Source organism: Kitasatospora sp. NPDC002543, assembly GCF_053594915.1.
The window spans coordinates 19,028-42,641 of record NZ_JBSFWR010000016.1 but is presented as its reverse complement, the minus strand read 5'-3'; the positions used below and the strand labels follow the sequence as shown (position 1 = coordinate 42,641).

The 23,614-nt window shown below is 72.2% G+C and carries 26 protein-coding genes; 9 read left to right on the top strand and 17 right to left on the bottom strand.

Features of this window, described 5'->3' with window-relative positions:
* Positions 1 to 115 precede the first annotated feature (115 nt).
* A complete protein-coding gene (locus ACWD4P_RS10050; protein ID WP_359823117.1) occupies positions 116 to 1,474 on the top strand; it encodes an NAD(P)/FAD-dependent oxidoreductase in 1,359 nt (452 codons plus the stop codon).
* A 57-nt stretch (positions 1,475 to 1,531) separates the two neighbouring features.
* Here ACWD4P_RS10050 and ACWD4P_RS10045 read toward each other — a convergent pair whose 3' ends face one another.
* Both ACWD4P_RS10045 and ACWD4P_RS10040 read right to left on the bottom strand, forming a co-directional pair.
* Positions 1,532 to 2,743, bottom strand: coding sequence for a GDSL-type esterase/lipase family protein (locus ACWD4P_RS10045; RefSeq protein WP_449779275.1), 1,212 nt, complete (start codon positions 2,741 to 2,743; stop codon positions 1,532 to 1,534).
* A 276-nt stretch (positions 2,744 to 3,019) separates the two neighbouring features.
* The gene (locus ACWD4P_RS10040; protein ID WP_449779274.1) at positions 3,020 to 4,357 is read right to left on the bottom strand and encodes an aminotransferase class I/II-fold pyridoxal phosphate-dependent enzyme; all 1,338 of its coding nucleotides are present in this window, start codon (positions 4,355 to 4,357) and stop codon (positions 3,020 to 3,022) included.
* A gap of 34 nt (positions 4,358 to 4,391) precedes the next feature.
* On the opposite strand from ACWD4P_RS10040, the gene ACWD4P_RS10035 reads away from it, so the two are divergent.
* The 6 genes from ACWD4P_RS10035 (at position 4,392) to ACWD4P_RS10010 (ending at position 9,820) form a co-directional block, all read left to right on the top strand.
* Complete coding sequence (locus tag ACWD4P_RS10035) at positions 4,392 to 5,063, top strand: pyridoxamine 5'-phosphate oxidase family protein (protein WP_449779273.1); 672 nt, start codon at positions 4,392 to 4,394, stop codon at positions 5,061 to 5,063.
* Positions 5,064 to 5,077: 14 nt separating this feature from the next.
* A complete protein-coding gene (locus ACWD4P_RS10030; protein ID WP_449779272.1) occupies positions 5,078 to 5,815 on the top strand; it encodes an FMN-binding negative transcriptional regulator in 738 nt (245 codons plus the stop codon).
* A gap of 117 nt (positions 5,816 to 5,932) precedes the next feature.
* Positions 5,933 to 7,345 (top strand): sugar porter family MFS transporter, encoded by a 1,413-nt coding sequence (locus tag ACWD4P_RS10025; RefSeq protein ID WP_359822489.1) that lies wholly within the window; start codon positions 5,933 to 5,935, stop codon positions 7,343 to 7,345.
* 56 nt (positions 7,346 to 7,401) lie between these two features.
* On the top strand, positions 7,402 to 8,103 hold the full coding sequence (locus ACWD4P_RS10020; RefSeq protein WP_359822487.1) for a dienelactone hydrolase family protein: 702 nt from the start codon (positions 7,402 to 7,404) through the stop codon (positions 8,101 to 8,103).
* Between the two features lie 87 nt (positions 8,104 to 8,190).
* Positions 8,191 to 9,453, top strand: a complete 1,263-nt coding sequence (locus tag ACWD4P_RS10015) for an MFS transporter (RefSeq protein ID WP_449779271.1) — start codon at positions 8,191 to 8,193, stop codon at positions 9,451 to 9,453.
* Between the two features lie 100 nt (positions 9,454 to 9,553).
* Complete coding sequence (locus ACWD4P_RS10010) at positions 9,554 to 9,820, top strand: HAD domain-containing protein (RefSeq protein ID WP_449779270.1); 267 nt, start codon at positions 9,554 to 9,556, stop codon at positions 9,818 to 9,820.
* A 304-nt stretch (positions 9,821 to 10,124) separates the two neighbouring features.
* Here the strand turns inward: ACWD4P_RS10010 and ACWD4P_RS10005 are convergent, their stop codons facing one another.
* The 13 genes from ACWD4P_RS10005 to ACWD4P_RS09945 form a co-directional block, all read right to left on the bottom strand.
* Positions 10,125 to 11,303, bottom strand: a complete 1,179-nt coding sequence (locus ACWD4P_RS10005) for a methyltransferase domain-containing protein (protein WP_449779269.1) — start codon at positions 11,301 to 11,303, stop codon at positions 10,125 to 10,127.
* Positions 11,304 to 11,306: 3 nt separating this feature from the next.
* Positions 11,307 to 11,450: a hypothetical protein gene (locus tag ACWD4P_RS10000; RefSeq protein ID WP_363605038.1), complete on the bottom strand. Its 144-nt coding sequence runs from the start codon at positions 11,448 to 11,450 to the stop codon at positions 11,307 to 11,309.
* A 212-nt stretch (positions 11,451 to 11,662) separates the two neighbouring features.
* A complete protein-coding gene (locus tag ACWD4P_RS09995; protein ID WP_449779268.1) occupies positions 11,663 to 11,896 on the bottom strand; it encodes a hypothetical protein in 234 nt (77 codons plus the stop codon).
* The gene (locus ACWD4P_RS09990) at positions 11,889 to 12,143 is read right to left on the bottom strand and encodes a hypothetical protein (protein ID WP_449779267.1); all 255 of its coding nucleotides are present in this window, start codon (positions 12,141 to 12,143) and stop codon (positions 11,889 to 11,891) included. The genes ACWD4P_RS09995 and ACWD4P_RS09990 overlap by 8 nt, the downstream gene beginning before the upstream one ends.
* A 98-nt stretch (positions 12,144 to 12,241) precedes the next feature.
* Positions 12,242 to 13,090 (bottom strand): helix-turn-helix domain-containing protein, encoded by an 849-nt coding sequence (locus ACWD4P_RS09985; RefSeq protein ID WP_449779266.1) that lies wholly within the window; start codon positions 13,088 to 13,090, stop codon positions 12,242 to 12,244.
* A gap of 27 nt (positions 13,091 to 13,117) precedes the next feature.
* Complete coding sequence (locus tag ACWD4P_RS09980; RefSeq protein ID WP_449779265.1) at positions 13,118 to 13,642, bottom strand: DUF6879 family protein; 525 nt, start codon at positions 13,640 to 13,642, stop codon at positions 13,118 to 13,120.
* Positions 13,611 to 13,856: a hypothetical protein gene (locus ACWD4P_RS09975; protein WP_363605033.1), complete on the bottom strand. Its 246-nt coding sequence runs from the start codon at positions 13,854 to 13,856 to the stop codon at positions 13,611 to 13,613. Before ACWD4P_RS09975 ends, ACWD4P_RS09980 begins: the two co-directional genes overlap by 32 nt.
* A gap of 182 nt (positions 13,857 to 14,038) precedes the next feature.
* On the bottom strand, positions 14,039 to 14,317 hold the full coding sequence (locus ACWD4P_RS09970) for a hypothetical protein (RefSeq protein ID WP_449779264.1): 279 nt from the start codon (positions 14,315 to 14,317) through the stop codon (positions 14,039 to 14,041).
* 519 nt (positions 14,318 to 14,836) lie between these two features.
* Entirely contained in the window at positions 14,837 to 15,316 is a 480-nt protein-coding gene (locus ACWD4P_RS09965) for a hypothetical protein (RefSeq protein WP_449779263.1), read from the bottom strand.
* Positions 15,317 to 15,402: 86 nt separating this feature from the next.
* Positions 15,403 to 16,290, bottom strand: a complete 888-nt coding sequence (locus tag ACWD4P_RS09960) for a P22 phage major capsid protein family protein (protein WP_449779262.1) — start codon at positions 16,288 to 16,290, stop codon at positions 15,403 to 15,405.
* Positions 16,291 to 16,388: 98 nt separating this feature from the next.
* Positions 16,389 to 16,763, bottom strand: coding sequence for a helix-turn-helix transcriptional regulator (locus tag ACWD4P_RS09955; protein WP_449779261.1), 375 nt, complete (start codon positions 16,761 to 16,763; stop codon positions 16,389 to 16,391).
* Between the two features lie 189 nt (positions 16,764 to 16,952).
* Entirely contained in the window at positions 16,953 to 17,783 is an 831-nt protein-coding gene (locus ACWD4P_RS09950) for an HNH endonuclease (protein WP_449779260.1), read from the bottom strand.
* A gap of 243 nt (positions 17,784 to 18,026) precedes the next feature.
* Positions 18,027 to 19,613 carry a recombinase family protein gene (locus ACWD4P_RS09945; RefSeq protein WP_449779259.1) on the bottom strand — a complete coding sequence of 529 codons (1,587 nt, stop codon included), beginning with the start codon at positions 19,611 to 19,613 and terminating at the stop codon, positions 18,027 to 18,029.
* Here ACWD4P_RS09945 and ACWD4P_RS09940 point away from each other — a divergent pair.
* Positions 19,612 to 20,028 (top strand): hypothetical protein, encoded by a 417-nt coding sequence (locus ACWD4P_RS09940; RefSeq protein WP_449779258.1) that lies wholly within the window; start codon positions 19,612 to 19,614, stop codon positions 20,026 to 20,028. The two genes, ACWD4P_RS09945 and ACWD4P_RS09940, sit on opposite strands and share 2 nt — an antisense overlap.
* Here ACWD4P_RS09940 and ACWD4P_RS09935 read toward each other — a convergent pair.
* Together ACWD4P_RS09935 and ACWD4P_RS09930 are read right to left on the bottom strand one after the other, a co-directional pair.
* Entirely contained in the window at positions 20,006 to 20,794 is a 789-nt protein-coding gene (locus tag ACWD4P_RS09935; RefSeq protein ID WP_449779257.1) for a CPBP family intramembrane glutamic endopeptidase, read from the bottom strand. The genes ACWD4P_RS09940 and ACWD4P_RS09935 overlap by 23 nt on opposite strands.
* 106 nt (positions 20,795 to 20,900) lie before the next feature.
* The gene (locus tag ACWD4P_RS09930; RefSeq protein WP_449779311.1) at positions 20,901 to 22,406 is read right to left on the bottom strand and encodes a glutamate--cysteine ligase; all 1,506 of its coding nucleotides are present in this window, start codon (positions 22,404 to 22,406) and stop codon (positions 20,901 to 20,903) included.
* A gap of 378 nt (positions 22,407 to 22,784) precedes the next feature.
* Between ACWD4P_RS09930 and ACWD4P_RS09925 the strand changes: the two genes are divergently transcribed.
* Positions 22,785 to 23,357: a hypothetical protein gene (locus ACWD4P_RS09925; RefSeq protein ID WP_449779256.1), complete on the top strand. Its 573-nt coding sequence runs from the start codon at positions 22,785 to 22,787 to the stop codon at positions 23,355 to 23,357.
* Positions 23,358 to 23,614: the final 257 nt, after the last annotated feature.

The following is a 23,614-nucleotide window of genomic DNA, read 5'->3' as shown; positions in this document are numbered from 1 at the left end:
CCCGTCCCGACCCTCCCCCGCGCGACCCGCCCCGGTGGCAGCCCCCGCTGCTCCGTGCGAGTGTGGCGGACAGTAATGGCAGTCCTGGGGACCTTCACGGCACAAGGGATGAGCGATGGAACGACCTCGGATCCTGATCGTGGGCGGTGGCTTCGCGGGCCTGGAGTGCGCCCGCCGCCTCGAACGCAAGCTGTCACCGTCGGAGGCCGAGATCTCGCTGGTCACGCCGTTCAGCTACCAGCTCTACCTCCCCCTCCTCCCGCACGTCGCCGCCGGCGTCCTCACCCCGCAGTCCGTGGCCGTCTCCCTGCGCCGGTCGCTGCGCCGCACCCACATCGTCCCCGGCGGCGCCATCGGCGTGGACCCGGGCTCCAAGGTGTGCGTCGTGCGCAAGATCACCGACGAGGTGGTGGCGCAGAAGTACGACGTCCTGGTGCTCGCCCCCGGCAGCGTCACCCGCACCTTCGACATCCCCGGACTCACCGACTACGCCCGCGGCATGAAGACGCTCGCCGAGGCCGCCTACGTCCGTGACCACGTGATCGCCCAACTCGATCTCGCCTCCGCCACCCTGGACCAGAAGGAGCGCGAGTCCCGGCTCCAGTTCGTGGTGGTCGGCGGCGGCTACGCGGGCACCGAGACGGCCGCCTGCCTCCAGCGACTGACCACCGCCGCCGCCCACCGCTACCCGCGCCTGGACGTCCGGCAGATCAAGTGGCACCTGATCGACATCGCCCCGAAGCTGATGCCGGAGCTCGGCGACCCGCTCGGCGAGGCCGCCCTGGAGGTGCTGCGGGAGCGGGGGATCGAGGTCTCGCTGGGCGTCTCGGTGGCCGAAGTCGGCGCCGAGACCGTCAAGTTCACCGACGGCCGGGTGCTCCCCTGCCGCACCCTGATCTGGACCGCCGGGGTGGCCGCGAGCCCGCTGATCGCCACCCTGGACACCGAGACGGTCCGCGGCCGGCTCGCCGTGACGGCGGAGATGCGGGTGCCCCAGTTCGAGGGCGTGTTCGCGATCGGCGACGCCGCGGCCGTCCCCGACCTCGCCAAGGGCGACGGCGCGGTCTGCCCGCCGACCGCCCAGCACTCCGCCCGCCAGGGCCGCGCGGTCGCGAACAACGTCATCGCCTCGCTCCGCAACCAGCCCCTGGAGCCCTACTACCACAAGGACTTGGGCCTGGTGGTCGACCTCGGCGGCAAGGACGCGGTCTCCAAGCCGCTCGGCGTGGAGCTGCGCGGGGTGCCCGCCCAGCTGGTGGCCCGCGGCTACCACCTGATGGCGATGCGCACCAACGTGGCCAAGTTCCGGGTGGGCGCCAACTGGCTGCTCAACGCGACCGCCGGCGACGAGTTCGTCCGCATCGGCTTCCTCGCCCGCCAGCCCGCCCGGTTGCGCGACTTCGAGTACACCGACGCCTATCTGACGAAAGATCAGGTCCGCGCGCACGCCCAGTCACTGCTCGCCAAGGGCTGAGCACGACGGCACGGCGCCCCCGCGGCCGAGGCCGCCCGGGGGCGCCGGACCGTGCGGTCACCGCGCGGTCAGGTACATCCCGCTCGCGTCCTGCCCGGCCGTGTTGCGGCAGGAGTAGTCACCGCTCGGCCGCGCCCACAACAGCGTCAGGCAGCGCCCGACCGCCTGCTGGCCGTAGTAGTTGGGGTGCATCGACTCCTGCAGCACGCCCTGCGTGGAGTTGAGCCCGCCGTCCAGGAAGCGCGCCCACTCGCTGGTGGTCGCGGACGGGCCGGAGCCCGCGGTCGGCTGGCCGGTGGCCGTCGAGCAGACCTCACGGCCCTGCAGCATGTCCGACAGGTCCAGGAACTGCGCCCCCTTGGCGGCGGCGACGCCCGCCAGCGCCTGGGAGATCTGCGGCACCATCGAGTCGCGGGCCCAGTCCGCGTCCCCGTCCCAGAACGGGCAGCCGCCGGTGTCGGAGCGGCTCCAGCCGCTCTCCGGGTACCGCATCTCGGCGGCGCGCGGGATCGGCGACGGGTAGGACTGCAGCACCAGGCGGTAGTCCGACCGGGCGTAGCCGGCGTCGGCCATCACGGCGCGGATCTCGTCGATCGCCTTGCCGACCCCGGCCATCGCGGTGGGCATCCGGCCGTCGATCTGGGACTGCGCGGAGCCGTGGCAGTAGGAGTACCAGATCAGGTAGTCCTTCACGCAGGTGGAGATGACGTCCGAGAAGCCCAGGTCGTTGCCGCCGATCGACAGGGTGATCAGCTGGACGCTGTTCTGCCGTGCCACGGTGGCGAGTCGGTCGGCCTGCGGAGCCTCGCCCTTGAGCGACTGGCCTCCGTTGGCGGCGCGGAAGACGTTCGCGGTGACGGCTCCGGAGCAGGCCAGGTCGATCTCGTTCTGGGCCCCGGTCGAGGCGCTGAGCACCTCGGCCACGTCCGAGCGGTCGCACCCGCTCGCGGCGGTGGCGCCGTAGATCCGCGAGGGGTCGTACGAACTGCCGGTCCAGGCCCGGTCGGTGCCGTTGCGGCCGCCGCTGGTGCCGGCCGCGTTGCCCTTCCAGCGGCCGGCCTCGCCGGAGATGTAGCTGTCGCCGAGCGTGACGCTGGCGGTGGGCCCGGACGGCGCCGCGGCCGGCGCCGCCGGCGCGGGCACGGCGGCGGAGGCCGGCGAGGCGACGGCCAGGCCGGCGACGGCGAGCGGAAGGGCCAGCGCTGCGGCGAGCAGCCGGCGGCCGGGTCGCGGGGTGCTGCGGGTGACGCTCGAACAGTTCTCGGGCACGGCGGAACTCCTGCGGTCGGTCCTCCCGGAGGTTGGGGAACGGGAGGACGCCTGGGTGAGGGTGGGCCGCCGGCCGGTGGCGCGAAGAAGATGACATGCGCGCGCTCACCGCCGCTAGGCATCCGCAGCAGGTTTCCGCTTTTGTTACCGCCGGGTTCAGACCAAGCGGGCCGACGACCACCGGACGCCGCCCGGGGTTCACACCCGCCACACCCACCGCTTCCGCCCCACCCGCCCCACGCCCTGCGCCCCGCTCCCCGAGGACCGGCCCCGGGCTCACACCAGCCGCGATCCGCCCCCGCCCGCCCCCAGCACCGCCGCCAGGTCCTCCGCCAGCTCCCGCGCCTGCGCCGGCTCCAGCCGCGCCGTGGTGAACCGCAGCCCGGGCGGCGACTGGATCCGGTACCGCGCACCGGGCGCCGCGACCCAGCCGCGCTGCACCAGCGCCGCCAGCACCGAGGTCTCGTCCGGCACCGGCACCCAGACGTTCAGCCCGCTCCGCCCGTGGGCCGCGATCCCGCGTGCCGCCAGCTCGCCCAGCAGCGCGTCCCGCCGGGCCCGGTACGCGGCGGCCACCCGGTCGGCCGGCGCGGCGTCGCGGCGCCACAGCTCCGCGACGGTGCGCTGCAGCAGGTGGCTGACCCAGCCGGCGCCCAGCCGCTGCCGGCCCGCCACCCGCCCGATCGTCTCCTCGTCTCCGACCGCCACCGAGACCCGCAGGTCCGGCCCGTACGCCTTGGCCGCCGAACGCACCACCGCCCAGTGCCGGGCGCCCGCGCCCACCAGCGGGTGGTACGGCTGGTCGACCATGCCGTGCCCGTGGTCGTCCTCGATCAGCAGCACGCCGGGGTGCTCGGCCAGGACGGCCCTCAGCGCCTCGGCCCGCCGCGCGGTGAGCGCCGCCCCGGTCGGATTCTGCGCCCGGCTGGTGACGACCACGGCCCGGACGCCCTCGGCGAGCACGGCGGCCAGCGCGTCCGGCAGCGGCCCCTCGTCGTCCAGCCGGACGGGCGCGCTCCTCAGCCCCATCGCGGGCAGCAGGTCGAGCAGGCTGCCCCAGCCCGGGTCCTCGACGGCCACCGCGTCGCCGGGGCGCAGCCGGGCGCCGAGGATCCGTTCGATGGTGTCCAGCGAGCCGGAGGCGACGGCGACCGGGCCCCCGGGCAGGCCGTCGGCCTCGAAGGAGGCCCTGGCCAGCGCGAGCAGCTGCGGGTCGACGGCGTCGTGCCCGTACAGCACCGGGTCGGTGCGCCCGGCCTCGACGGCGGCCGCCACGGCCGGGCCGAGGTCGGGCAGCAGGGCCGGGTCGGGGTTGCCGGCGGACAGGTCGCGGGCGTGCGGCGGGACGGGGATGCGGACCTGGTCGCGCGGGGTGAGCGCGGGCCGGGGCAGGATGCGGCTGCCCTTGCGGCCGGCGGTCTCGATCACGCCGCGGTCGCGCAGCAGCCGGTAGGCGGCGGCGACGGTGTTGGCGTTGACGCCCAGTTCGGCGGCGAGGTCGCGCAGCGGGGGAAGCGCGGTCCCGGGGGCGAGCTGCCCGCCGCTCACGCCCTGCTCGATGTGGGCCGCGATTTCGCTGGCGCGTCGCCCCTTCAGGGGATAGTCTCCTAGCACAAAGTAAATTATGCACTAGTACATAGAGGATGTCATGTCAGCCAGCCCGGAAGGCTCGCCCAACTACTCCCGCACCCCCAGGACCACCCCCACCCGCTACCGGGACCGGGCCACCTGGGAGCAGGAGGCGATCCACGCCATCCTCGACAGCGCCTACATCTGCCACCTCGGCTTCGTCGTCGACGGCGCGCCCGTCGTCCTGCCGACCATCTTCGCCCGGGTCGGCAGCCGGCTCTACCTCCACGGCTCCACCGGCAGCCGCCCGCTGCGCAACGCCTCCGGCGAGCAGGGCATGCCGGTCTGCGTCACCGTCACCCAGGTCGACGCGCTGGTGCTGACCAAGTCCGCGTTCAACCACTCGGTGAACTTCCGCTCGGTGGTCGCCCACGGCACCGCGCACCAGGTCACCGACCCCGAGGAGCTGGACGTCGCGCTCGCCGCCCTGGTCGACCACGCGATACCGGGGCGCTCCGCCGAGGTCCGACCGGCCAACGCCAAGGAGCTCGCCGCCACCGCCGTCATCCGGCTGGAGCTGGACGAGGTCTCGGCCAAGACCCGGGACGACGCCGCCGCCGACGACCCGGACGACACCGACCTGCCGCACTGGTCCGGACTGATCCCCGTCACCACGGTGCACGGCACCCCCGAGCCGCACCCCGGCACCACCGTTCCACTGCCCGCGCACCTGCGCGGCTACCCCCGCTGACGGGAGGCCCACCCGTGCTGATCAGATCCTGGGACCGCGGCGACGAGGCCGAGTGGCGCGCCTGGCTCGCCGAGGGCCGCGACTTCGGCCTGCTCGCCGCCAACGGAGGCCCCGGCGAGGGCCCCGTGCTCGTCCCGACCCACTTCCTGCTGGACGCCGAGCGCGGCGAGATCCTGCTCCACCTGGCCGCACCCAACCCGCTGCTGGCCGCCGTCCGGGCCGACCCCGAGGTCACCCTCGCGGTCACCGACGGCTACGCCTTCGCCCCGGGCCACTGGCGCGGCGCACCGGGCACGCCCACCAGCTACTACGCCTCGGTCCACTTCCACTGCACCGCCGAGGTGGTGGAGTCCGCGACCGGCAAGGCGGAGATCCTCAACCGCCAGCTGGCGCACTTCCAGCCCGAGACGCCGGAGGTCCGGGTGGTGCCCGGCGAGGGCGAGCTGGCCCGGCAGCTGCCCGGACTGCGCGGGCTCCGGCTGACGGTGAAGGAGGTGCGGGCCAAGTTCAAGTACGACGACAAGAAGCCCGCCGAGTCGCAGTACGCGCTCGCCGACCGGCTCGCCGAGCGCGCCGACGGCCCCGGTCGCGGCCGCGACCAGTACGGCGCCGCCCGGACCCAGCTGCTCCGCCGTCACCAGCGGCGGACCGCCGGGCCGCGGACCGCCGCCGTCCTCCCGGACGACAGCCCGCGATCCGACCTCTCGCGCAGCGCCCGCCCGCGCGCGGACCGGCCGAGCGCCACCGGCTGACCCCGGATCACCCGGTCGGCCGCCAACTCGGGCAGGTCGCCCGCCGCGCTGCTCGAATGTGAGACGAGCCCTGCCCACTCGCCGTCAGAGCGGGCCCGTCGACCCCCGGGAGCGCGTGTGTCCTCAGTCAACAGCCGACCGGCGGCCGGCGAGGCCCACCTCGGCCACGTGGTGTTCATCTCGGCCGCCGCCGCCATGGGCGGCTTCCTGTTCGGCTACGACAGCGCGGTGATCAACGGTGCCGTGACGGGCATCCAGAAGCACTTCGCGGTCGGGCACGGCACCACCGCCTTCGTGGTGGCCATCGCGCTGCTCGGCTCCGCGGTGGGCGCGGTGATGGCCGGCCGGCTCGCCGACCACCTCGGCCGGGTCCGCACGATGCTGCTGGCCGCCGTGCTGTTCGCGGCCAGCGGCATCGGCTCGATGTTCCCGCCGAACATCGGGGTCCTCGCCACCTGGCGCGTGGTCGGCGGCATCGCGATCGGCATCGCCTCGGTGATCGCCCCCACCTACATCGCCGAGGTCGCCCCGACCGCCTACCGCGGCCGGCTCGCCTCCTTCCAGCAGATGGCGATCGTGCTCGGCATCACCGTCTCCCAGCTCGCCAACTGGGCGCTCAACCAGGCCGCGGGCGGCGAGTCCACCAACCACCTCGGCGGCGTCCAGGCCTGGCAGTGGATGCTCGGCGTCGAGGCCATCCCGGCCCTGGTGTACGGGCTGATGGCGCTCGCCATCCCGGAGTCGCCGCGCTACCTGATCGCCGACCACCGCGAGGAGCAGGCCCGCAAGGTGCTGGTCGAGGTCGAGGGCGAGGGCGTGGACCTGGACGCCCGGGTGGCGGAGATCCGCTCGGTGCTGGAGTCCGCCCGCAAGCCCCGGCTGAAGGACCTGATGGGCGGCCGCTTCGGCCTGCTGCCGATCGTCTGGGTCGGCATCGGCGCCTCGGTGTTCCAGCAGTTCGTCGGCATCAACGTGATCTTCTACTACTCGTCCTTCCTGTGGCAGTCGGTCGGCATCAACGAGTCCGACTCGCTGCTGATCAGCCTCTCCACCTCGATCATCAACGTGATCGGCACGGTGATCGCGATGGCCCTGGTGGACCGGATCGGCCGCAAGCCGCTCGCCCTGGCCGGCTCGATCGGCATGGCGGCCGCGCTGGGCACCGCCGCCTGGGCGTTCTCCTACCGGCACGGCTCCGGCGACACCGCCACCCTGGACAACACCCACGCCACCGTCGCCCTGATCGCCGCGCACGTCTTCGTCCTCTGCTTCGCCTTCTCCTGGGGCGTGGTGGTCTGGGTCCTGCTCGGCGAGATGTTCCCCAACCGGATCCGCGCGCTGGCGCTGTCCGTCGCCGCCTCGGCCCAGTGGATCGCCAACTGGGCGATCACGGTCAGCTTTCCGGACCTCGCCGACTGGAACCTCTCCGCGACGTACGTCATCTACGCGGCCTTCGCGCTGCTCTCCATCCCGTTCGTGGCCTTCTGCATCAAGGAGACCAAGGGCCGTGCCCTGGAGGAGATGGGCTGACCCGCCCCGGCCCGCCGACCCCCGCCGCACGCGGCCCGACCCACCGAGAGGAAGCCATGCCTGACCAGGGCGGCTCCCGGCAGAACGTCAGCTTCCCCAGCAACGGCCGCACCGCGCACGGCTACCTGGCCCACCCGCCGCAGGGCGTCGGGCCGGGCCTGGTGGTGGTGCAGGAGTGGTGGGGGCTCACCTCGCACATCGCCGACATGGCCGACCGCTTCGCCGCCGAGGGCTTCACCGTCCTCGCCCCCGACCTGTTCGGCGGCGCCACCACCCACGACGGCGCCGAGGCGGCCCGGTTCAGGCGCGAACTCCCGGTCGAGCGGGCGGTGGAGGACCTGGCCGGGGCGGTCGACCACCTGCTCGCCCTGGACGGCGTGGTCGGCGACTCGGTCGGCGTGGTCGGCTTCTGCATGGGCGGCGGCTTCGCCCTGCTGCTCGCCGCCCGGGCCGGTGACAGGGTCGCCGCCGTGGTCCCGTTCTACGGACTGCCGCCCGACCCGGACTTCGACTACCGCGGTCTGACGGCCCACGTGCTCGGCCACTTCGGCGAGCTGGACGGCTCGATCCCGATGGCCGCCGTGGACGAGGCGGCGATCCGGATCGGCGAGGCCACCGACGTCCGCCCGGAGATCCACTTCTACCCGGCCGGGCACGCCTTCATGAACGACGAGAACCTGATCGGCACCTACGACCCGCTCCAGGCCCGGATCGCCTGGCGCCGCACCCTCACCTTCCTCTGGGGCCACCTCGGCTGACACAGGGCGTGCCGGCGGGGCCTCCGCTCGGGGAGCCTGGCGCGAAATCGGATGGACACCCGGACGGCCCCACGGCATAGTCTCCAGGTGCCGACCCCACCCTCACACCGCTTCGCCTGGGCGAGCCGCAACTTCCGCATCCAGACCGCCGCCACCGTGGTCAGCGGTCTCGGCAACGCCGGAGCCCCCATCGCCACCGCGTTCGCCGTGCTCGGCAACGGCGGCAGCACCACCGAGGTCGGCTACGTCACCGCCGCCCGGCTCGTGCCCACCGTGCTGTTCATGGTGATCGGCGGCACCCTCGCCGACCGGCTGCCACGCCACCTGATCATGGTCGCCGCCAACGTGTTCAGCGGGGCGTCCCAGGCCGTTCTGGCCGTCCTGGTGCTGACCGGGGACATCCGGCTCTGGCAGATGATGGCGCTCTCCGCGGCCGGCGGGGCCGGCTACGCCCTCTACTCCCCCGCCTCCGGCGGCATGATCATGCAGGCCGTCCCCCAGGAGCACGCCGCCCGGGCCTTCGCGGTCTTCCGGATGGGCCTCAACGCCTCCCAGATCGGCGGCGCCGCCCTCGGCGGCGCGCTCACCGCCGTCGCCGGCCCCGGCTGGGTGCTCGCCCTGGACGCCCTGTGCTTCCTGGTCGCCGCCGCCCTGCGCTTCTTCCTGGAGCCGGAGAAGGCCCCCGCGCCCTCCGGCTCCGGCATGCTGCGCGACCTGCGCGAGGGCTGGCGCGAGTTCGTCTCCCGCCGCTGGCTCTGGGTGATCGTGCTCCAGTTCTCCGTGCTGGTCGCCTGCATCAACGCGGTCGAGTCGGTGTACGGGCCGACGGCCGCCGAGCAGCGGCTCGGCGGGGCGAGCGCCTGGGGCCTGGCGATGTCCGCGTACGGCGTCGGGCTGGTGGCCACCGGGGTGCTGATGACGCGCTGGCGCCCCCGCCGGATCCTGCTGGTCGGCAACTGGGGGGTCTTCCTGTTCGGCGTGCCCGCCCTGGCCCTCGCCGCCGAGGTGCCGCTGCCACTGCTGGTCGTCGCGATGTTCCTGTCCGGCGTGGGCGTCACCGTCTTCGGCGTCAACTGGATGGTCGCGCTCCAGCAGGAGATACCCGAGGAGATGTTCTCCCGGGTGACCGCGTACGACGAACTCGGCTCCTACTCGCTGGCCCCGGTCGGCACCGCGCTGGCCGGCCCCGCCGCGGTGGCGCTCGGCCTGTCCGGCGCGCTCTGGGCGTGCGCCGCCATCTGTCTGGTGCTCAGCGCGGTCGTCCTGGTGGATCCGCAGGTGCGCCGGCTGAGCCGTCGGAGCACGGCGGCCGCACCGGTGCCCGTCGGGGAGCCCGCCCACACCCCGTGAGCGCCCCGTGCGCCCCGTGTGCGCCCGCCCGCGGGCAACCGGAGGTGTGCGAGGGTCGTCCGAACAGTCAGGAAACACCACCGTCTCCGAGGGGCCACCGGTGCCGAAGCCACTGCTGTTCCTGGACGTCGACGGCGTCCTGAACCCGGTCTGCCCGCACCCGGACGCCGGGTTCGACACCCACACCCTGTTCGGCCACGCCGTCCTGCTGTCCGCCCGGCACGGCGTCTGGCTGCGCGAGCTGGCCGGAACGTACGACCTGGTCTGGGCGACCACGTGGGAGAAAGTACCACCCTTGCACCTTGGTCCTGAGCTGCGGGAATGGCGCTGGGGTGCAAGGGGCCACGGCCCTGTTGTGGCCGCTTAGCGCTCAGGGCATCGTCGTCCGGCCTTGAGCATCGGGTCACGGAGCCAGTCCGGATCACAGCCGTACATCGTGCCGATGACCCTCATGCCGACACCCGACTCGTAGCGGCGGGCGATGGCCGGTAGTGCGGCGATGACGAGTTTCCTGATCATGGCCTGGCGGTCTCGTTCGGTGGTGGCCCGCACGTGGCTTCTCCGGGCGGTCGGCGGCCCCGCTCTGCCGGTCTTCCGAGTGACCGCCGAGCGGGGGCCTGGCCCGCCGCTCCCGGGGCTCTGAGGCGTCCGGGGAGCGGCGGGGGCTTGGGTCATCCCCGGGTGGGGACGGGGTTGTCGGGACTGTCGAGCCACGCGGTGTGGCCCTCGGGGGTGACGGTGAGGCCGAAGCGCTCGTGTCCGGGGCGGCCCTGGTCGTCCCACCAGCGGTAGGCGGCCTCCACCTCGTCCCACAGGTTGCGCGGGCCGGACTGGTACACCTCGTACTCGGTGCGGCCGTGCTCGTAGTCGGCGGACGCCCACGACTGCTTGTCGCGGCTGTAGATCCACAGCGTGTACGCGCCGCTGTTGTAGCGCTCGGCCCGCCAGAACGCGCCCGAAACAGCGAGGCCGATGACGAACTGCTGGAACCACTTGCCGGTGTCCCATGGGGACAGCGTGGTGGTGCTCCTCACGCCGTCCGCCGGCCACTCCATCCCGTGCAGGTACTCATCGAACAGGGGCCTTTCGGTGCGCTGTTGACGCAGCCTCATGAACGCGGACCCGCCGGTGAAGCTGCCGACCGCCCGGGTCCCGTCGCCGTTCACGGTCAGCCGGACGACCTGCTCGCCGCCGTACTCGGTGCCGAACGGGGCGACGATCACCGCGCCGGGGGCCGACTGCTCCAGCCAGGCCGCGGGGATCTCCAGCAGGGAACACGTGGCGATGATCCGATCGTAGGGAGCCCCCTGCGACCAGCCCGCCCGGCCGTCGCCCTCGACCACGGTCGGCGCGAGTCCGGCCCGGTGAAGGTTCTCCCGGGCACCCCGGGCAACCTCCGGGTCGTACTCGACGCTCACCACGTTCGCGTCCCCGAGCCGATGGGCCAGCAGGCCCGCGTTCCACCCCGTGCCCGTACCGATCTCCAGCACCCGGTCACCCGGACGCACATCCAGGTCCCGGAGCATGGAAACGACCATCGTCGGCATGGAGTTGGACGAACTCGGGGTCACCCCGAGGCCGTCCCCGTCGTGGTCACCGTCGTCCCACTGCGTGGTCAGCGGGACATCCGAGTAGACCGCCCTGCGCCACGCCTCGGGGTCCTTCGAGCGATACACGGCGGGGTTCTGTTTCGTGCCGTCCGCGATGCCCGGCCAGATGCGGTCCGGGACGAACTGCTCGCGGGCCACGGCTTCGAAGGAGGGGAGCCAGTCCGATTGAAGTGCGCCGCTGGCCACCAGCGCGGAGGCGAGCCCCTGGGGGCCCGCCTCCCTGTGCGTTTCGCCGGTCACTGGCTACTTACCGCCCGCCGGGTTCTGGCCGTCCGAGGTGTTGCCGCCCTCGTCCGAGCCGCCACCGCCGTGCCCGGAGCCCTTGTTGCTGTCGTCCTGCTGCTTGCCGCCGTCACCGGAACCGGTGCCGCCACCGCGCTTACCCATCTCCGTACCTCCGTGCTGGTCGTGCCCGGCGGACGGATGCCCGCCGGGTGGTGCTGCCCGCCCCGGCCGTTCTTCCCCAGGTCGGCCGGGACGGGAGTGTGTGGGCCCTGCCCGCCCCATCGGGGGGATTGGGGAGGGGGCAGGGCCAGAGGTCCGCTCGCGGCCGTCGAATGCCCCTTTCCGGGGCCGCTGCGGTGGTCAACACCGGCGCGTCAGCGCCAGGGGTGGTTCTCCTCACGCACCCGGGCCAACAGCCGGGCCCGCCGGGTCCGGTCCTCGGGCGACAGGGGCACCTCGCCGAACTCCTCCGGCGTCAGGACCGGTCGGGGCTCGGAACGGCGCACACGGGGCCACGGGTGGGCGTGCAGCCACTCGAACGGGTCCACCGGACCCACGTCCCGGACATCGCCCTCCGGGGCTTCCTGCGGGCTCTCCTGGCTACTCACCGGCCACCCCCGACGCAGTGCGCTCCCCGTCCTCGATGCGCCGTCGGGCCTTGCAGTTCCGGCAGCGGCAGGAGCCGAGCACGGCGTCCCGCTGAAGCAGCGTGCCTACCGAGGGGGCGCGGCCGGCCGGGTTCGCGGCCTTGTAGTCGGCCAGCGGGCTCCAGCCTGCCGGGGGCTGGTTCACCTCGTGCTTCGCGGGACCGGTCACGACCTCGCGGTACTCACGCTTGGGGTTGCGTCTCGCCATGGGTCTGTCCTCCTTCGCCGTGGCGGTGGGGGGTGCGTGATAGACCGTAGGGAGTCGACTACAGGCGGTGCCAGGAACTTGCGCCTTATTGCGGGATGTCAGCGCAGGGCGTCTATCGCGCCAGTCAGCAGCGCACGCGCTTCGCCGCCGTAGACCGCCATCTGCGACAGGGCCAGGAACGCGGCTGCGTAGTCTCTGACCTCCCTCGGCTCCGTGTGCCGGAGGTAGCCCACCGTCAGTTCGACGGAGACCACGGCATCATCGAACATGTAGAAGTCTTCGGCTGGAGACCGCTCACGGTCCGGCCGGGTCGGAATGATTCCAAGGCTGATGCTCGGAGAGGTGCTGATGGCTATCAGGTGCCCAAGCTGGCCAGCCAGCGTGTCCCCGTCGCACACCGCCCCGCGCAGGACTGATTCCTCCAGCACCAAGGCAAACCGCCGAGGGCCGGAGAACAGCATCTGCTGGCGCTCCATTCGAGCCTCGACAGCGGCCTCTACGTCGTCAATGGCGACTCGTGAACGCTGGATTGCGCGCAGGACGGCCGCTGTGTACTCGCGGGTCTGCACCATGCCGGGGACAACCTTGCTGGCGTACACCCGGAAATGCCGTGTGCGCTCGTACAGGTCAAACACCGACTCCTGGGCGGCTCGCAACCCAGTACGCTCCATGCGCCGCCACTCGGTGTACAGCGAGTCCACGGCCCGCGCGGCTGCGATCAGGTCCGGGATCTGACCTTCCGCGCCGCAAGCGCGGCACCATGCCCGGATATCGTCCTCGGACGGCGCGGACTTGCCGCTCTGGATGCGGGAGGTCTTGGCGGGATGCCAGCCACACCGGGCAGACAGCTCCTCGCCCTTGAGTCCAGCGTCCTTGCGTAGCTCAATGAGGCGGTTTGCCAGAGCCTTTCGAGCAGCGACAACGCTGGACGATGGCGACGACGACATGTGCTGACTGCCCGGTGGTTGCTGGTATCAGAGGATCTTGTACTCGTCGTGCGGCGTTGCGCGCTCCCACACGGCCTCGAAGGCATCGGAGCAGAGTTGAACGGCCGTCAGGTCTTCGGTGGCCTCGTTCTCCAACCAGTCACCGTTACCGGCGAAGTGACCCCACACGACGAGCCGGCCGTCGATCAGCCAGAAGTCGTTGCCCGGCAGGGCGAGCATGGACGCCTGCCGACGCGGAAGCCAGCGGACCTTTTCACCCGCCACGACATTGGGGAACGTCACGTCGTACTCATACCGGATGTACTCGCTCACCGGCTCGGACACGATCCGGGCCCGACGAATCTCCACGCCGCGCGAGACTGCCTCTGCCACCACGTCGAGCCACGGACGCCACCAGGCCGACCGGTCAGCAGGATCATGCCGAATGCCTCGTTGCCATGCGTGCAGGGCCGGATCATCGAGCATGTAGCCGTCACGCATCTCCAGGTGAACGGCGGAGCGCTGAGCTGCTTTCAGCAACTCATCCGGCCTGGTCACCACCGTCCGAGACATCGCACGCCTTCCTGATCGCTTCGACCACATGTGCAGGCATTCGGACCACGGTCTCGTAGTCCGGCACGGTGCCCGCGGCCCGAACCTCTTCCTCGGCCTCGGCGTCGAGACGATAGCCCTGAAACAGCAGGTCCATGGTCTCCTCGTCAAGGAAGATGGTCGGGGAGTTCCCATCCGGGGACTTGTCGTCCTTCCAGATCAACCGTAGTGCCATGGCACTCTCCCATGTCCAGTCAGTTGCGGCTACTTGCAAGACAGTCACTCCCATGGACAGGGAAGCCGTCAAGAGGGCGTGCCGAAACGGCAGCAACTGAGCGTAGGGCGTCAGACCCAGAACGCACGAAAGGCCCCGGCTGCCCAGTTCGTTGGGCGGCCGGGGCCGGGGGGCTCGGGCGGTCAGATGCGGTTGCCCCAGCGGTGGGCGGCGAGGTTGCGGGCGGCGGCGGAACGGCCTGCCGGGATCTCGTCGGTGGGGAGGCGAACGCGGGCGATCAGGCGGCCCGCTTCGGCACGGAGCCGGCGGGCCTCGGCGATCAGGGGATGGGCGACCATGACTCCGTGGCGGGTGCCTCCGGCGATCAGGCGGCCGTCCGCGCGCACCTGGTCGTCACAGTGCGCGGCGTCGCGCAGGTGGTGCTCGGCGAGGCGGAGCGCGGCGTCCTCCTGGGGGTCCAACTCGATCTCCAGGGCGGCGAATCCGGCGCGCAGGTCGGTGATGATCTCGTTCGCGGGAGACCCCTTTCGCTACTCTCGGTGGATGGGTGTAACGCTGTGCGCATGAGGGTTGGTTCATGCCTATGCGCATCGGTGCTGGGCTGCTATGACGCCCCGGAGAGGAAAGAGGCGCACGAGGGAGTCACCCCCCGGGGTGTAGTGCCCGGCGTCACGTACTGACGTGCACCGCCCCAGCGGTTGAAGATGGTCAACAAGACCGCAATGCAAGGAAGTTGGAGACTTTGGAGTCTGTCGGGCAAGCGTGAAGCCGATCGACTCTGACTCGTCGGCTGCTCGCAAGGGAGCCGCACAGAACTGCGCGGCTACGAGGGCGTGCGAACCTCGGCGCTTTCCTTGATGGGCTCACGAAAGCGCTGTGCGTCCGCCTCGCGGCCCGACAGGAGCGCCCGTGCTCCATGCCCCTATTGGGGGGATGCGGGGCTGCGAGGCGGACGCACGGGGCCCCGGGTGGCCTCGTGGTCACCATGCCCGGCGGATCAGCCGTTCGGCGATGGCCTGGTGGTCGGGCTTGGCGGGGGCGGTGGGGTCGAGTCCGCCCCGGCCGAACAGCGGGCGCGGGGTGGCGGCCTCGGCCAGGTTCCGGCACAGCTCGTCCAGGTCCACGAAGGGTGCGGCGGCGCGGGCTGCGTCGGCGGCGAACGGGGGCAGCGAGTACGCGGCGATGACCTCCTCCGCCTCGGCCCGGCGGGCGTCCTCGGCGGCCTGGGCGCGTAGCTCGTCCGCCTCGACGGATGCGCCGCTGTGCTCCTCGCGGACATGGGCCAACTCGGCCTCCAGGTCGGCGATTCGGGCGTCTCGCGGGTCGGGCTCGGGCTCCGGCCGGCGTCCGGGCTCAGCCTCGGTCACGGCGGGCGGCGCGGCGTCGGCGGGCGTGGGGGTGTCGGGGTGGGCGACACCCCCGGGGATGGCGTCGGCGGGGGTGGGGTGGTCGGCGGGCACGGGTCTCTCCGGTCTTCGAGCGGGCGGCGGCGAGCAGGGGCGGGCGGGAGCCCCGTCCGCTCGACGGAGGGGCCCCGCCCGGTGGGTCACGCTGCGGCGGGCGGGGTGACCTTGAAGGCGATGGCGCGGGCCGGGTCGATGGTGGCCACGCCGCACAGGGTGTCCACGATGGAGACCTCGGACTTCACGGACGGGTCGAAGTCCATGGTCACCCGAAGCGCGTACTGGTTGTCGGCGGAGGAGACGGAGCGGGCTCCGCCCTGCACCTCGGAGGGGGCGCGCACCGCGAGGGCGAACGCGGTCTTGTGGAAGGCGACCGCGCCGTCCAGGTGCGGGGAGACGACCACGCGGAAGCCGAACAGCTCGCCCATGGTCGCGTTGCGCAGCGCGTGGGAGTCTCCGGCCTCGTTGACCTTCTGGAGCTGTTCGACGTCCAGGAGGATGTTCTGCACGTCCGGGCCGATGGCGAGGAACCGGTCCGTGGCGGGGATCTCGCGGCGGGTGAAGTCGGCGGCTGCTGCGGTGAGCATCTTCACGACGTGGCCCGGCTCGCCCGGCTTGGCGTCGGCCTTGATGACGCGGGCTCCGGCGGCCTTGCTGGCGGCGTTGAGCAGGGCGGCGGCGGACTTCTCGACGTAGGTGGAGACGGCGTCCATCTGGGGCTTGAGGACCTGCTCGCCGAAGCTCTCGATGTTGAGCGTCATGTCCTTGGTGGTGAAGGCGGCGGCGTCGGTCGGTTCGTCGGTCAGCTTCACCTGCACGTGGCCCTCCTCCACCTTGGTGTAGACGGTGGTGCCGTTGAAGTTCTGGGCGACGCGGCGCTTGGGGGTGCGCACCCGTACCGAGTCGCCCCGGCCGCCGGTGAACGCGGCCTCCGCGTCGCGCATCACGCACTCGCCAAGGACGGAGTTCGAGCGCATCAGGGCCAGGCTGACGGCGACGACGTCGGTGATCTCGAAGGTGTTGCTGGTCATGGGGTGGCGCCTTTCCTGGAGTTCCCGCCGCTGCGGCGGGAACGCGAAAGCCCCGGCCATCTGCGGGACGGGGCTGGGTAGTTCGGGTGTCGGGGCGGTCAGCCGGCCGAAACGGCGGGGGCCTCGGCGAACAGCTCGGCGGCGGTCGGCGGCCGGTAGCCGTCGGGGGCGCGGAACAGCTTCGCTTCACCGCTCATGAAGTACTGGTCCCCCCTGCGGCGCAGGCGCAGCAGGGGGGAGAGGAACAGGAACTCGGCGTCCGGGTTGTCGTCCCATGCTTCGTGGTTGACCACGTCTCGGTAGGTCAGACCGAGCGCGTTGCACCACGTGAGGTAGTGCGTGGGGGTCGGGGTCTTGTCCTCGGCCTCCCAGGCGTAGACGGTGGCGACGTGGACGCCGACGCGGTCGGCGACCTCGGCCACCGACAGGTCCAGGGCCTTGCGGCGGGCAGCGAGGGAGAGCGGGTGGATCACGGTTGGGGGTCCTTCAGTCGGTCGGGTGGCGGGGTTCATGATCACCAGGGGGCTCGGGGTGAAACGGCACGCGGACGGCCTCACCAGCCCCGAAATTGGTGATCATGGTCGGGGGATCGGGCGGGGTTCGGCCCGCTCTGGGCAAGGGGATCGGCGGGGGTGGGTCGGGGTGCGGCCCCCTCCCTGGGGTCAGGGGGTCGGGGGGTTTGCGCACGTCACGACATCCCCCCGAATCTGAGGTGGGGTCAGGCGTTCGCGGGGTGAGATCCACTCGGTCAGCAGCATGTCGCCCTTGTCGGTGTTGCAGTCCCGGCAGGCCCAGCGGAGATTGGCGATCTCCGTGAGCCCGCCGCGCGCCACCGGCCGGACGTGGTCCAGGACTTCGCCCGGCGTGGCCAGTGCGGGCGGACAGTACGCGCACCGGTCGCCGAACCGCTGTGACACGCTGCGGCGGATCGACTCCCGGCGATCCTTGAGACGGCGGCGCTGCTCGGCCTGGCAGGCGCGGCAGACGCCGTCCGGGAACTGCATCACCTCCTTGCGGAAGCGGCAGCGTCGGCACGGGCGGGGCTTCTCGGCGGGGTCTCGACCGGCCTGCCTGGCCTTGCGGCGGGCGTGCTCGGCCGCGCGGGAGCACTTGTCGGAGCAGTAGCGCCTACGGGGGTCGGCCGCCGCGTCCACGACGCCCGTGCACCGGGGGTTGTGGCACGGCCGGGGCCCGTTTGCTGCACGTTCCATCAGCTCGGCGCGGCGGGCGTCCTCACGGCGGCGCACCCGGCGGTCGGCCGCGCACCGTTCGCAGTAGGTGACCTGCCCGGCGTGGGCGGGCCGCCTGCCCGACGGCTCGCCGCACTGGCCGCACAGCGCGGGGTCCGCAAGCTCTCTCAGGGCCGCGCGCTGGGACTCCTGCGCCAGGGTGAAGGCCCTGCGGCAGCGGTCGTCTCCGCAGAGCGGCTGCGGGCCGTCCCGGGCCTGGGGCCGCACCCCGCATACCCGGCACCGGGCCGTGGTGGTCTCCATGTCCGGCGCTCCTCCCCCCGACGAAACGCGGTGATCATGAACAAGCGCAGGCGCAGCACTCGCTCTCGCCTGCGGACGAATCCCGGAGCAAATGAGAGAGACCCCGGCGCAGTGCCGGGGTCTCCCGCGAAGCCACGCACGTTCGAGTGCGCGCACCTGTCCATATGTATTGAGAGGAAGCGGTTAACAGCGAACCCCCAACTCCCTACGAGAGAAAGTCTCATAGGCATTAAGCCGGGCCGGTCAACAGCTCCCCTCCCCGGCCGCCGGCTTCGGGGCCTTCCAGCCGCGCGGCTTCTTCCACACGATGAACAGCCGGTCCGCCTTCAACCGCGCACCCGAGTACGGAGCCTTCAGCAGAAACACCCGCTCGATCGCCAACCGCAGCAACTGACCCCGGTAGTGCGCGTCCCCGGACTCCCACAGCTTCAGACAGCGCTCGGGATCTCTCAGCACCGAGATGTCCGCCATCGGCAGAGCCACCGCCTCCCAGTCCTTCCGGGCGCTCTCCACGTCTTCCACCGCAGCGCGGCGCAGCTTGATGAACGTCTCCTCGCCGTCGCGGCCGGTGTACGCGCCGCCCGCGTTGAGCCGGTCGAGCTTGGCCACGGCCTCCTCCGCCAGCTTGATCTGCCCCCGGGCCTCGCTCTCCTTCTGGCTCTCCTCCGGGTGTGCCAGGGCCACCCAGCCTTCGGCGACGGCCAGCATCACCGGGTCCAGCGGGCTGCTCGTGGTCACCTTCTTGCGCCATTCCTCCCCGAGGACGCGTTCCACCGAGGTCCGCATCCCGCTCACCGGGTCGGGGCAGGTCGTCAAGCCGAGGTTGAGCGGGCCGCACCGGAACGACTGGCCGTGGATCGTCGCGCTGTGCCCCTTCTTCGGATCGCGGCCCCCGCCGTCGCACCACATCAGCCCCGACGCGGGCGAGCGCTCCACCGGCTTCTCCTCCTGATCCTCCACGGTCGGCAGGTTCGTGCGCCGGTCGATCCCCGCCGCGATCTTGCGATGCTTGTCCCAGACCTCCTGCGGGATGCCCTCCACCCCCTTGGCGAACACGCGCACCGGCTTGCCCTTGGCGTTCAGGTAGAGCTGGTGGTGCCCGTTCACCGTGACCACCTGCCACCCCAGGTACACCGGGTTGCGCAGGATCTTGCCCACCGTGTTCGAGCGGAACGGGCCGCCCCGCGTCGCCCGGATGCCGTCGGCGGTCAGCCCCAGCGCGATCTTCCGGTTCGACTTGCCTTCCGCGGCCTCCCGGTGGATGCGCTCGATCACCGGCCAGAACTTGCCTGGCTTGAGCTTGCGCTTCTTCGTGACCTTCAGCCCGTAGGGCGGCATCGTCAGCCATTTGCCCTCGTCGCGCTGCGTGGCCTTCGTGTCCCGGATCTTCTCCGACAGCACGCGGCTGTACTCGCGGGCATCCTCCGCCTTGCCGACGATGCGGGAGCGGTCGGCGGGGATGTCGGTGTCCAGCCGGTCCAGGTCGAACACGAGTCGCTTGCCCGGGACGTCCAGGATCTTGAGCACGTCGCCCGCGCCCTGTCGGGAGTAGCGGGAGGAGTCGTAGACCCACAGGCAGTCCGAATCGCCTTCGAGCAGCGCGTGCACGGCCGCGTCGAACTCGGGACGCTTCACGCCCTTCTTGTAGGCCGAAAGGTTCTCGCGGAAGATCCGCCGGATCTCGTACCCGTCCCGTTTGGCCCAGTCCCGGCCCTTCACTTCCTGGGCCTTCAGCGACAGGATGTCCCGGGCGGCCGTACCCCGGACGACCTGCGACTTCCGCAGAAGCAGGTCGACATATCGCACCGGTCCGGCAGGCTTGCGAGCCATGGTTCTACTCTCCAGTCAGCTGCACGGGCCTGCATCCTGGAGGTGCAAGGGCGACCCGTCGCTCTGGGAGGAGCACGCCAACACCCACATCGCCCCGGCGATCGGCCTGGACCCGCTCCCGGTGGTCGTCTTCACCGGCTACGTCCCGCAGCCCGGAGACCCCCGGGTGCCGCTGATGGAGCTGTTCTCCGCCGCCAAGTGGGCCCCGCTGCTGCGCTACGCCGCGGGCCGGCCGTTCGCCTGGGTGGACGACGTCATCCCGCAGCGGCTGGTCCTGCGCTCCCAGTGGCGCCGGGACCGCCTGCTGCTGCCCGTCGACCCGGGCCAGGGCCTGGAGCGCCGGCACGTCGACCGCCTGCTCGCCCACCCGCCGCGCGCCGGGGCGCTGTCGCTCAAGGGGTCGGCAGCCAGCTGACGTGCCCGGCCAGCAGCGCGTACCCGACGAAGGCCACGGTGTCGATCAGCGCGTGCGCCGCCACCAGCGGCATCACCCGCCCCCACCGCCGGTACAGCAGGCAGAACACCACGCCCATCACCATGTTGCCGATCAGCCCGCCGACGCCCTGGTAGAGGTGGTACGAGCCCCTCAGCACCGAGCTCACCGCCACCGCGGCCGGCCAGGACCACCCCAGCTGCCCCACCCGGCGCAGCAGGTAGCCGAGGACGACGACCTCCTCCAGGATCGCGTTCTGCCAGGCCGAGGCCACCAGCACCGGCACCCGCCACCACACGTCCGGCAGCCCGGACGGCGCCACCGTCAGGTTGTACCCGGCCGCCTGCGAGGCCAGGTAGAGCGCCAGCCCCGACCCGCCGATCGCGGCCGCGACGGCGGCGCCCCGCCCCAGGTCGCGCAGCTTCTGCCCGAGGTCGAAGCCCAGCACCCGCAGCGCGGTGCCCTCGCGGACCAGCAGGTAGCCGACCAGCACGACCGGCATCAGCCCGCGCCCGATGGAGTACAGCTGCCACACCAGGTCCAGCCAGGGCCGACCGGGCGCCCGTGAGCCGTTCAGCGTGGCGACCTGCTGGCCGAGCTTGATCGGTTCGGTGAGCGAGCCGGTGAAGCTGATCAGCGCGCTGATCCCGCTGGCCCCGAGGGAGAGGCCGAGGACGATCAGCAGCTCCACGCCGAACAGCCGACGGCTGGGCTTCGCGGTCTCCGGCGCGGTCGGGGCGGTGGTCACGGGGGCTCCAGCGGACGGGCGGTCGCTCCGGCCGTCGGCCGACCGCCGGAGCGATCATCCTGACACAACCGCCGCGGGGCCCCGGAGGGGAGTCGGGTCGCCGCTCTCAGCCCACCGGCCAGGTGTGCACCGGTTCGCCGCCGCGCATGAGTTCGGCGTAGCGCCTGGTCATCGCCGCGAGCGCGGCCGGCCGGTCCATCCCGTACTGTTCGCGCAGCCGGTGGAAGGTCGCCGTCTGCCAGGACGCGCCGTTGGCGCGGCGCAGGCAGCGCTGCTCGATGATGCCCAGGTAGCGGTCGCGGTCGGCGGGCTCCACTCCCCACTCGTCCAGCCCCTGGTGGGCCATCGGCAGCAGTTCGTTCAGCACCAGGTCGACCGCGGACACGGTCTGCAGCCCGCCTCCGCGCCCGGCCCGCCCCGAGCGCGGCCACTGGAACACCGCGTCGATGCCGTACCGGGCGCCCTGCTGGAAGTTCTCGTCCGCCCGCTCGAACGGCAGCCGGGTCCAGATCGGCCGGGGCTGCTCGGCGAGCACCCGTACCAGCCCGTAGTAGAAGGCGGCGTTGGCCAGGGTGTCGGCCACCGTCGGCCCGGCCGGCAGCGCCCGGTTCTCCACCCGCAGGTGCGCCACCCCGCCCGCGATGTCGTAGACCGGGCGGTTCCAGCGGTAGATGGTGCCGTTGTGCAGCCGCATCTCGGCGAGCCTGGGCGCGCCGCCGGAGGCCAGCACCTTCATCGGGTCCTCGTCGTCGCAGATCGGCAGCAGGGCGGGGAAGTACCGCAGGTTCTCCTCGAACAGGTCGTACGCCGAGTCCACCCAGCGCTCGCCGAACCAGGTGATCGGGCGCACGCCCTGCGCCTTGAGCTCCGCCGTCCGGGTGTCGCAGGCCTGCTGGAAGAGCACCGGACGGGTCTCCCGCCACAGCTCCCGACCGAACAGGAAGGGCGAGTTGGCGCCCAGCGCGAGCTGCGGCCCGCAGATCGCCTGGGCCGCGTTCCACACCGAGGAGAACCGCTCCGGGGTCACCTGGAGGTGCAGCTGGAGCGAGGTGGCGGCGGCCTCCGCCACCATGGTGATCGACTCCAGCTGGAGGCGCTCGACCCCCTCGATGTCCAGCGCGATGTCCTCTCCGCGGGCGGCCAGGATCTGGTCGCTGAGCAGGCTGTACCGCTGGTTGTGGCTCATCGCGTCGAGCCCGGTGTGGGCGTGTTCCAGGGTCGGCAGGATGCCCACCATGACGATCCGGGCGCCCGCCTCGGCCGCCCTCCGGTCGGCGTAGCGCAGCCCGGTGTCGATCTCCTCGCGCAGTTCCTCGAACACGTGCCCGCAGAGCCGGTGGGGCGTGATGTTGACCTCGATGTTGAACCGGCCCAGTTCGGTCTGGAAGTCGCTGGAGCCGATCGAGCTCAGCACCTGCGCGTTGTTCATCGCCGGCAGGCCCTGCTCGTCGGCCAGGTTGAGTTCGATCTCCAGGCCCATCACCGCCCGCGGCCGGTCGAAGCGGTCCTCCCGGAGCATCCGTCCGAGCGCCTCCTGGCACGCGTGGAGCTTGCGTCGGTACAGCTGCCGGTCCGCCAGCTCCGCCCGAGTCGCCACGACCTTCTCGCCCACGGTCCCCTCCTCCAGAGCCACCCCGTCGAGCACCCGGTCGACCGACCGTGCAAGCATCATGCCCACCTCGAAGATCGATACCCGAATGCGCGTACTGGCTTGCAATGCAAGGCATCTGACGGAAAATCAGAGGAACTGTGGACTTGCTCGCCACCACAGCCTGTGATAAACAGATCACCCTGCGCACCTGTTCGAATTAGCACAGCGCTCCGGCCGGTCCACCCCGCCCCGAACCCCCCGTCGACGGCGGCGACCGCGCCGGCACCGCGATCCTGCACAACCGGACACGGCCGGGCCCCGTCACCGAAGACGCGTCGCCCCTCCACGCCGGTATGACGCACTCGCACGCCGATCTCGCACGGAGAGGCGGACCCCGCCATGACTCTGCAAACCCCCCAGCCCCCGCCGAGCGCCCTGCGCGCGGTCCTGGGCGCGCTCGACTCGGAGACCGCGCTGCGCCAGCCCGCCGCCGCAGCGCTGCGCCGTCCGACCGGCCCTCTGCTCCCCGCCCACCCGCTCGCGGTGCACGTCCTGAACGGCCCGCGCCCCGAGCTCCCGGCCGCCCGCCGCATCGGCTGGCGCTTCCTGATCAAGGACGGCGCGGAGGTGGCCGCCGCCGCCGAGGTCGTGCAGAGCGCCGAGGGCCACAGCTTCTCCCACTTCACCGCCGGCCCCTACCTCGACTCCACCGTCCGGGCGCTGCGCGAGGCCTGGCAGCTCGCCCAGGGCTCCCGGACCCGCCGCCAGCCCCGGCTGCTGACCTTCCCCGGCCAGTACGCCACGGCGCTCTGGCTGCACAGCCCCGACACCGAACCGGACGGCGACCTGCTGATCCCCCTGGCCCCGGCCCCGCTCGGCGTCACCGCGCACCGCGCCTGCCCGGCCGCCGAACTGCTGCCGCTGCTCGCCCGCGCCCCGCTCGCCAGGCCGCTGCTGCTCGGCTCCGCCTGACGGACGACGAGCCGATCGGCGACGCGATCCGCGATCCGTTCGGCTCTCCGATCGGCGCCCCCTCGGGCCGCCGGGCCCACCCGCCCGGCGGCCCCCACCCGCGATCGCACACCCGCCCCGAAGCTCCGCGCCCGCGCCCCATCCGACCCGAGACCACCCGTCCGGGCCATCCGGCATGGTCCGAACGGGCCATCTCATGGCTGACCCACCGGTGTGCCATTTCCCGCCGGCCCCACCTGAACGGGTGATCTCTACCC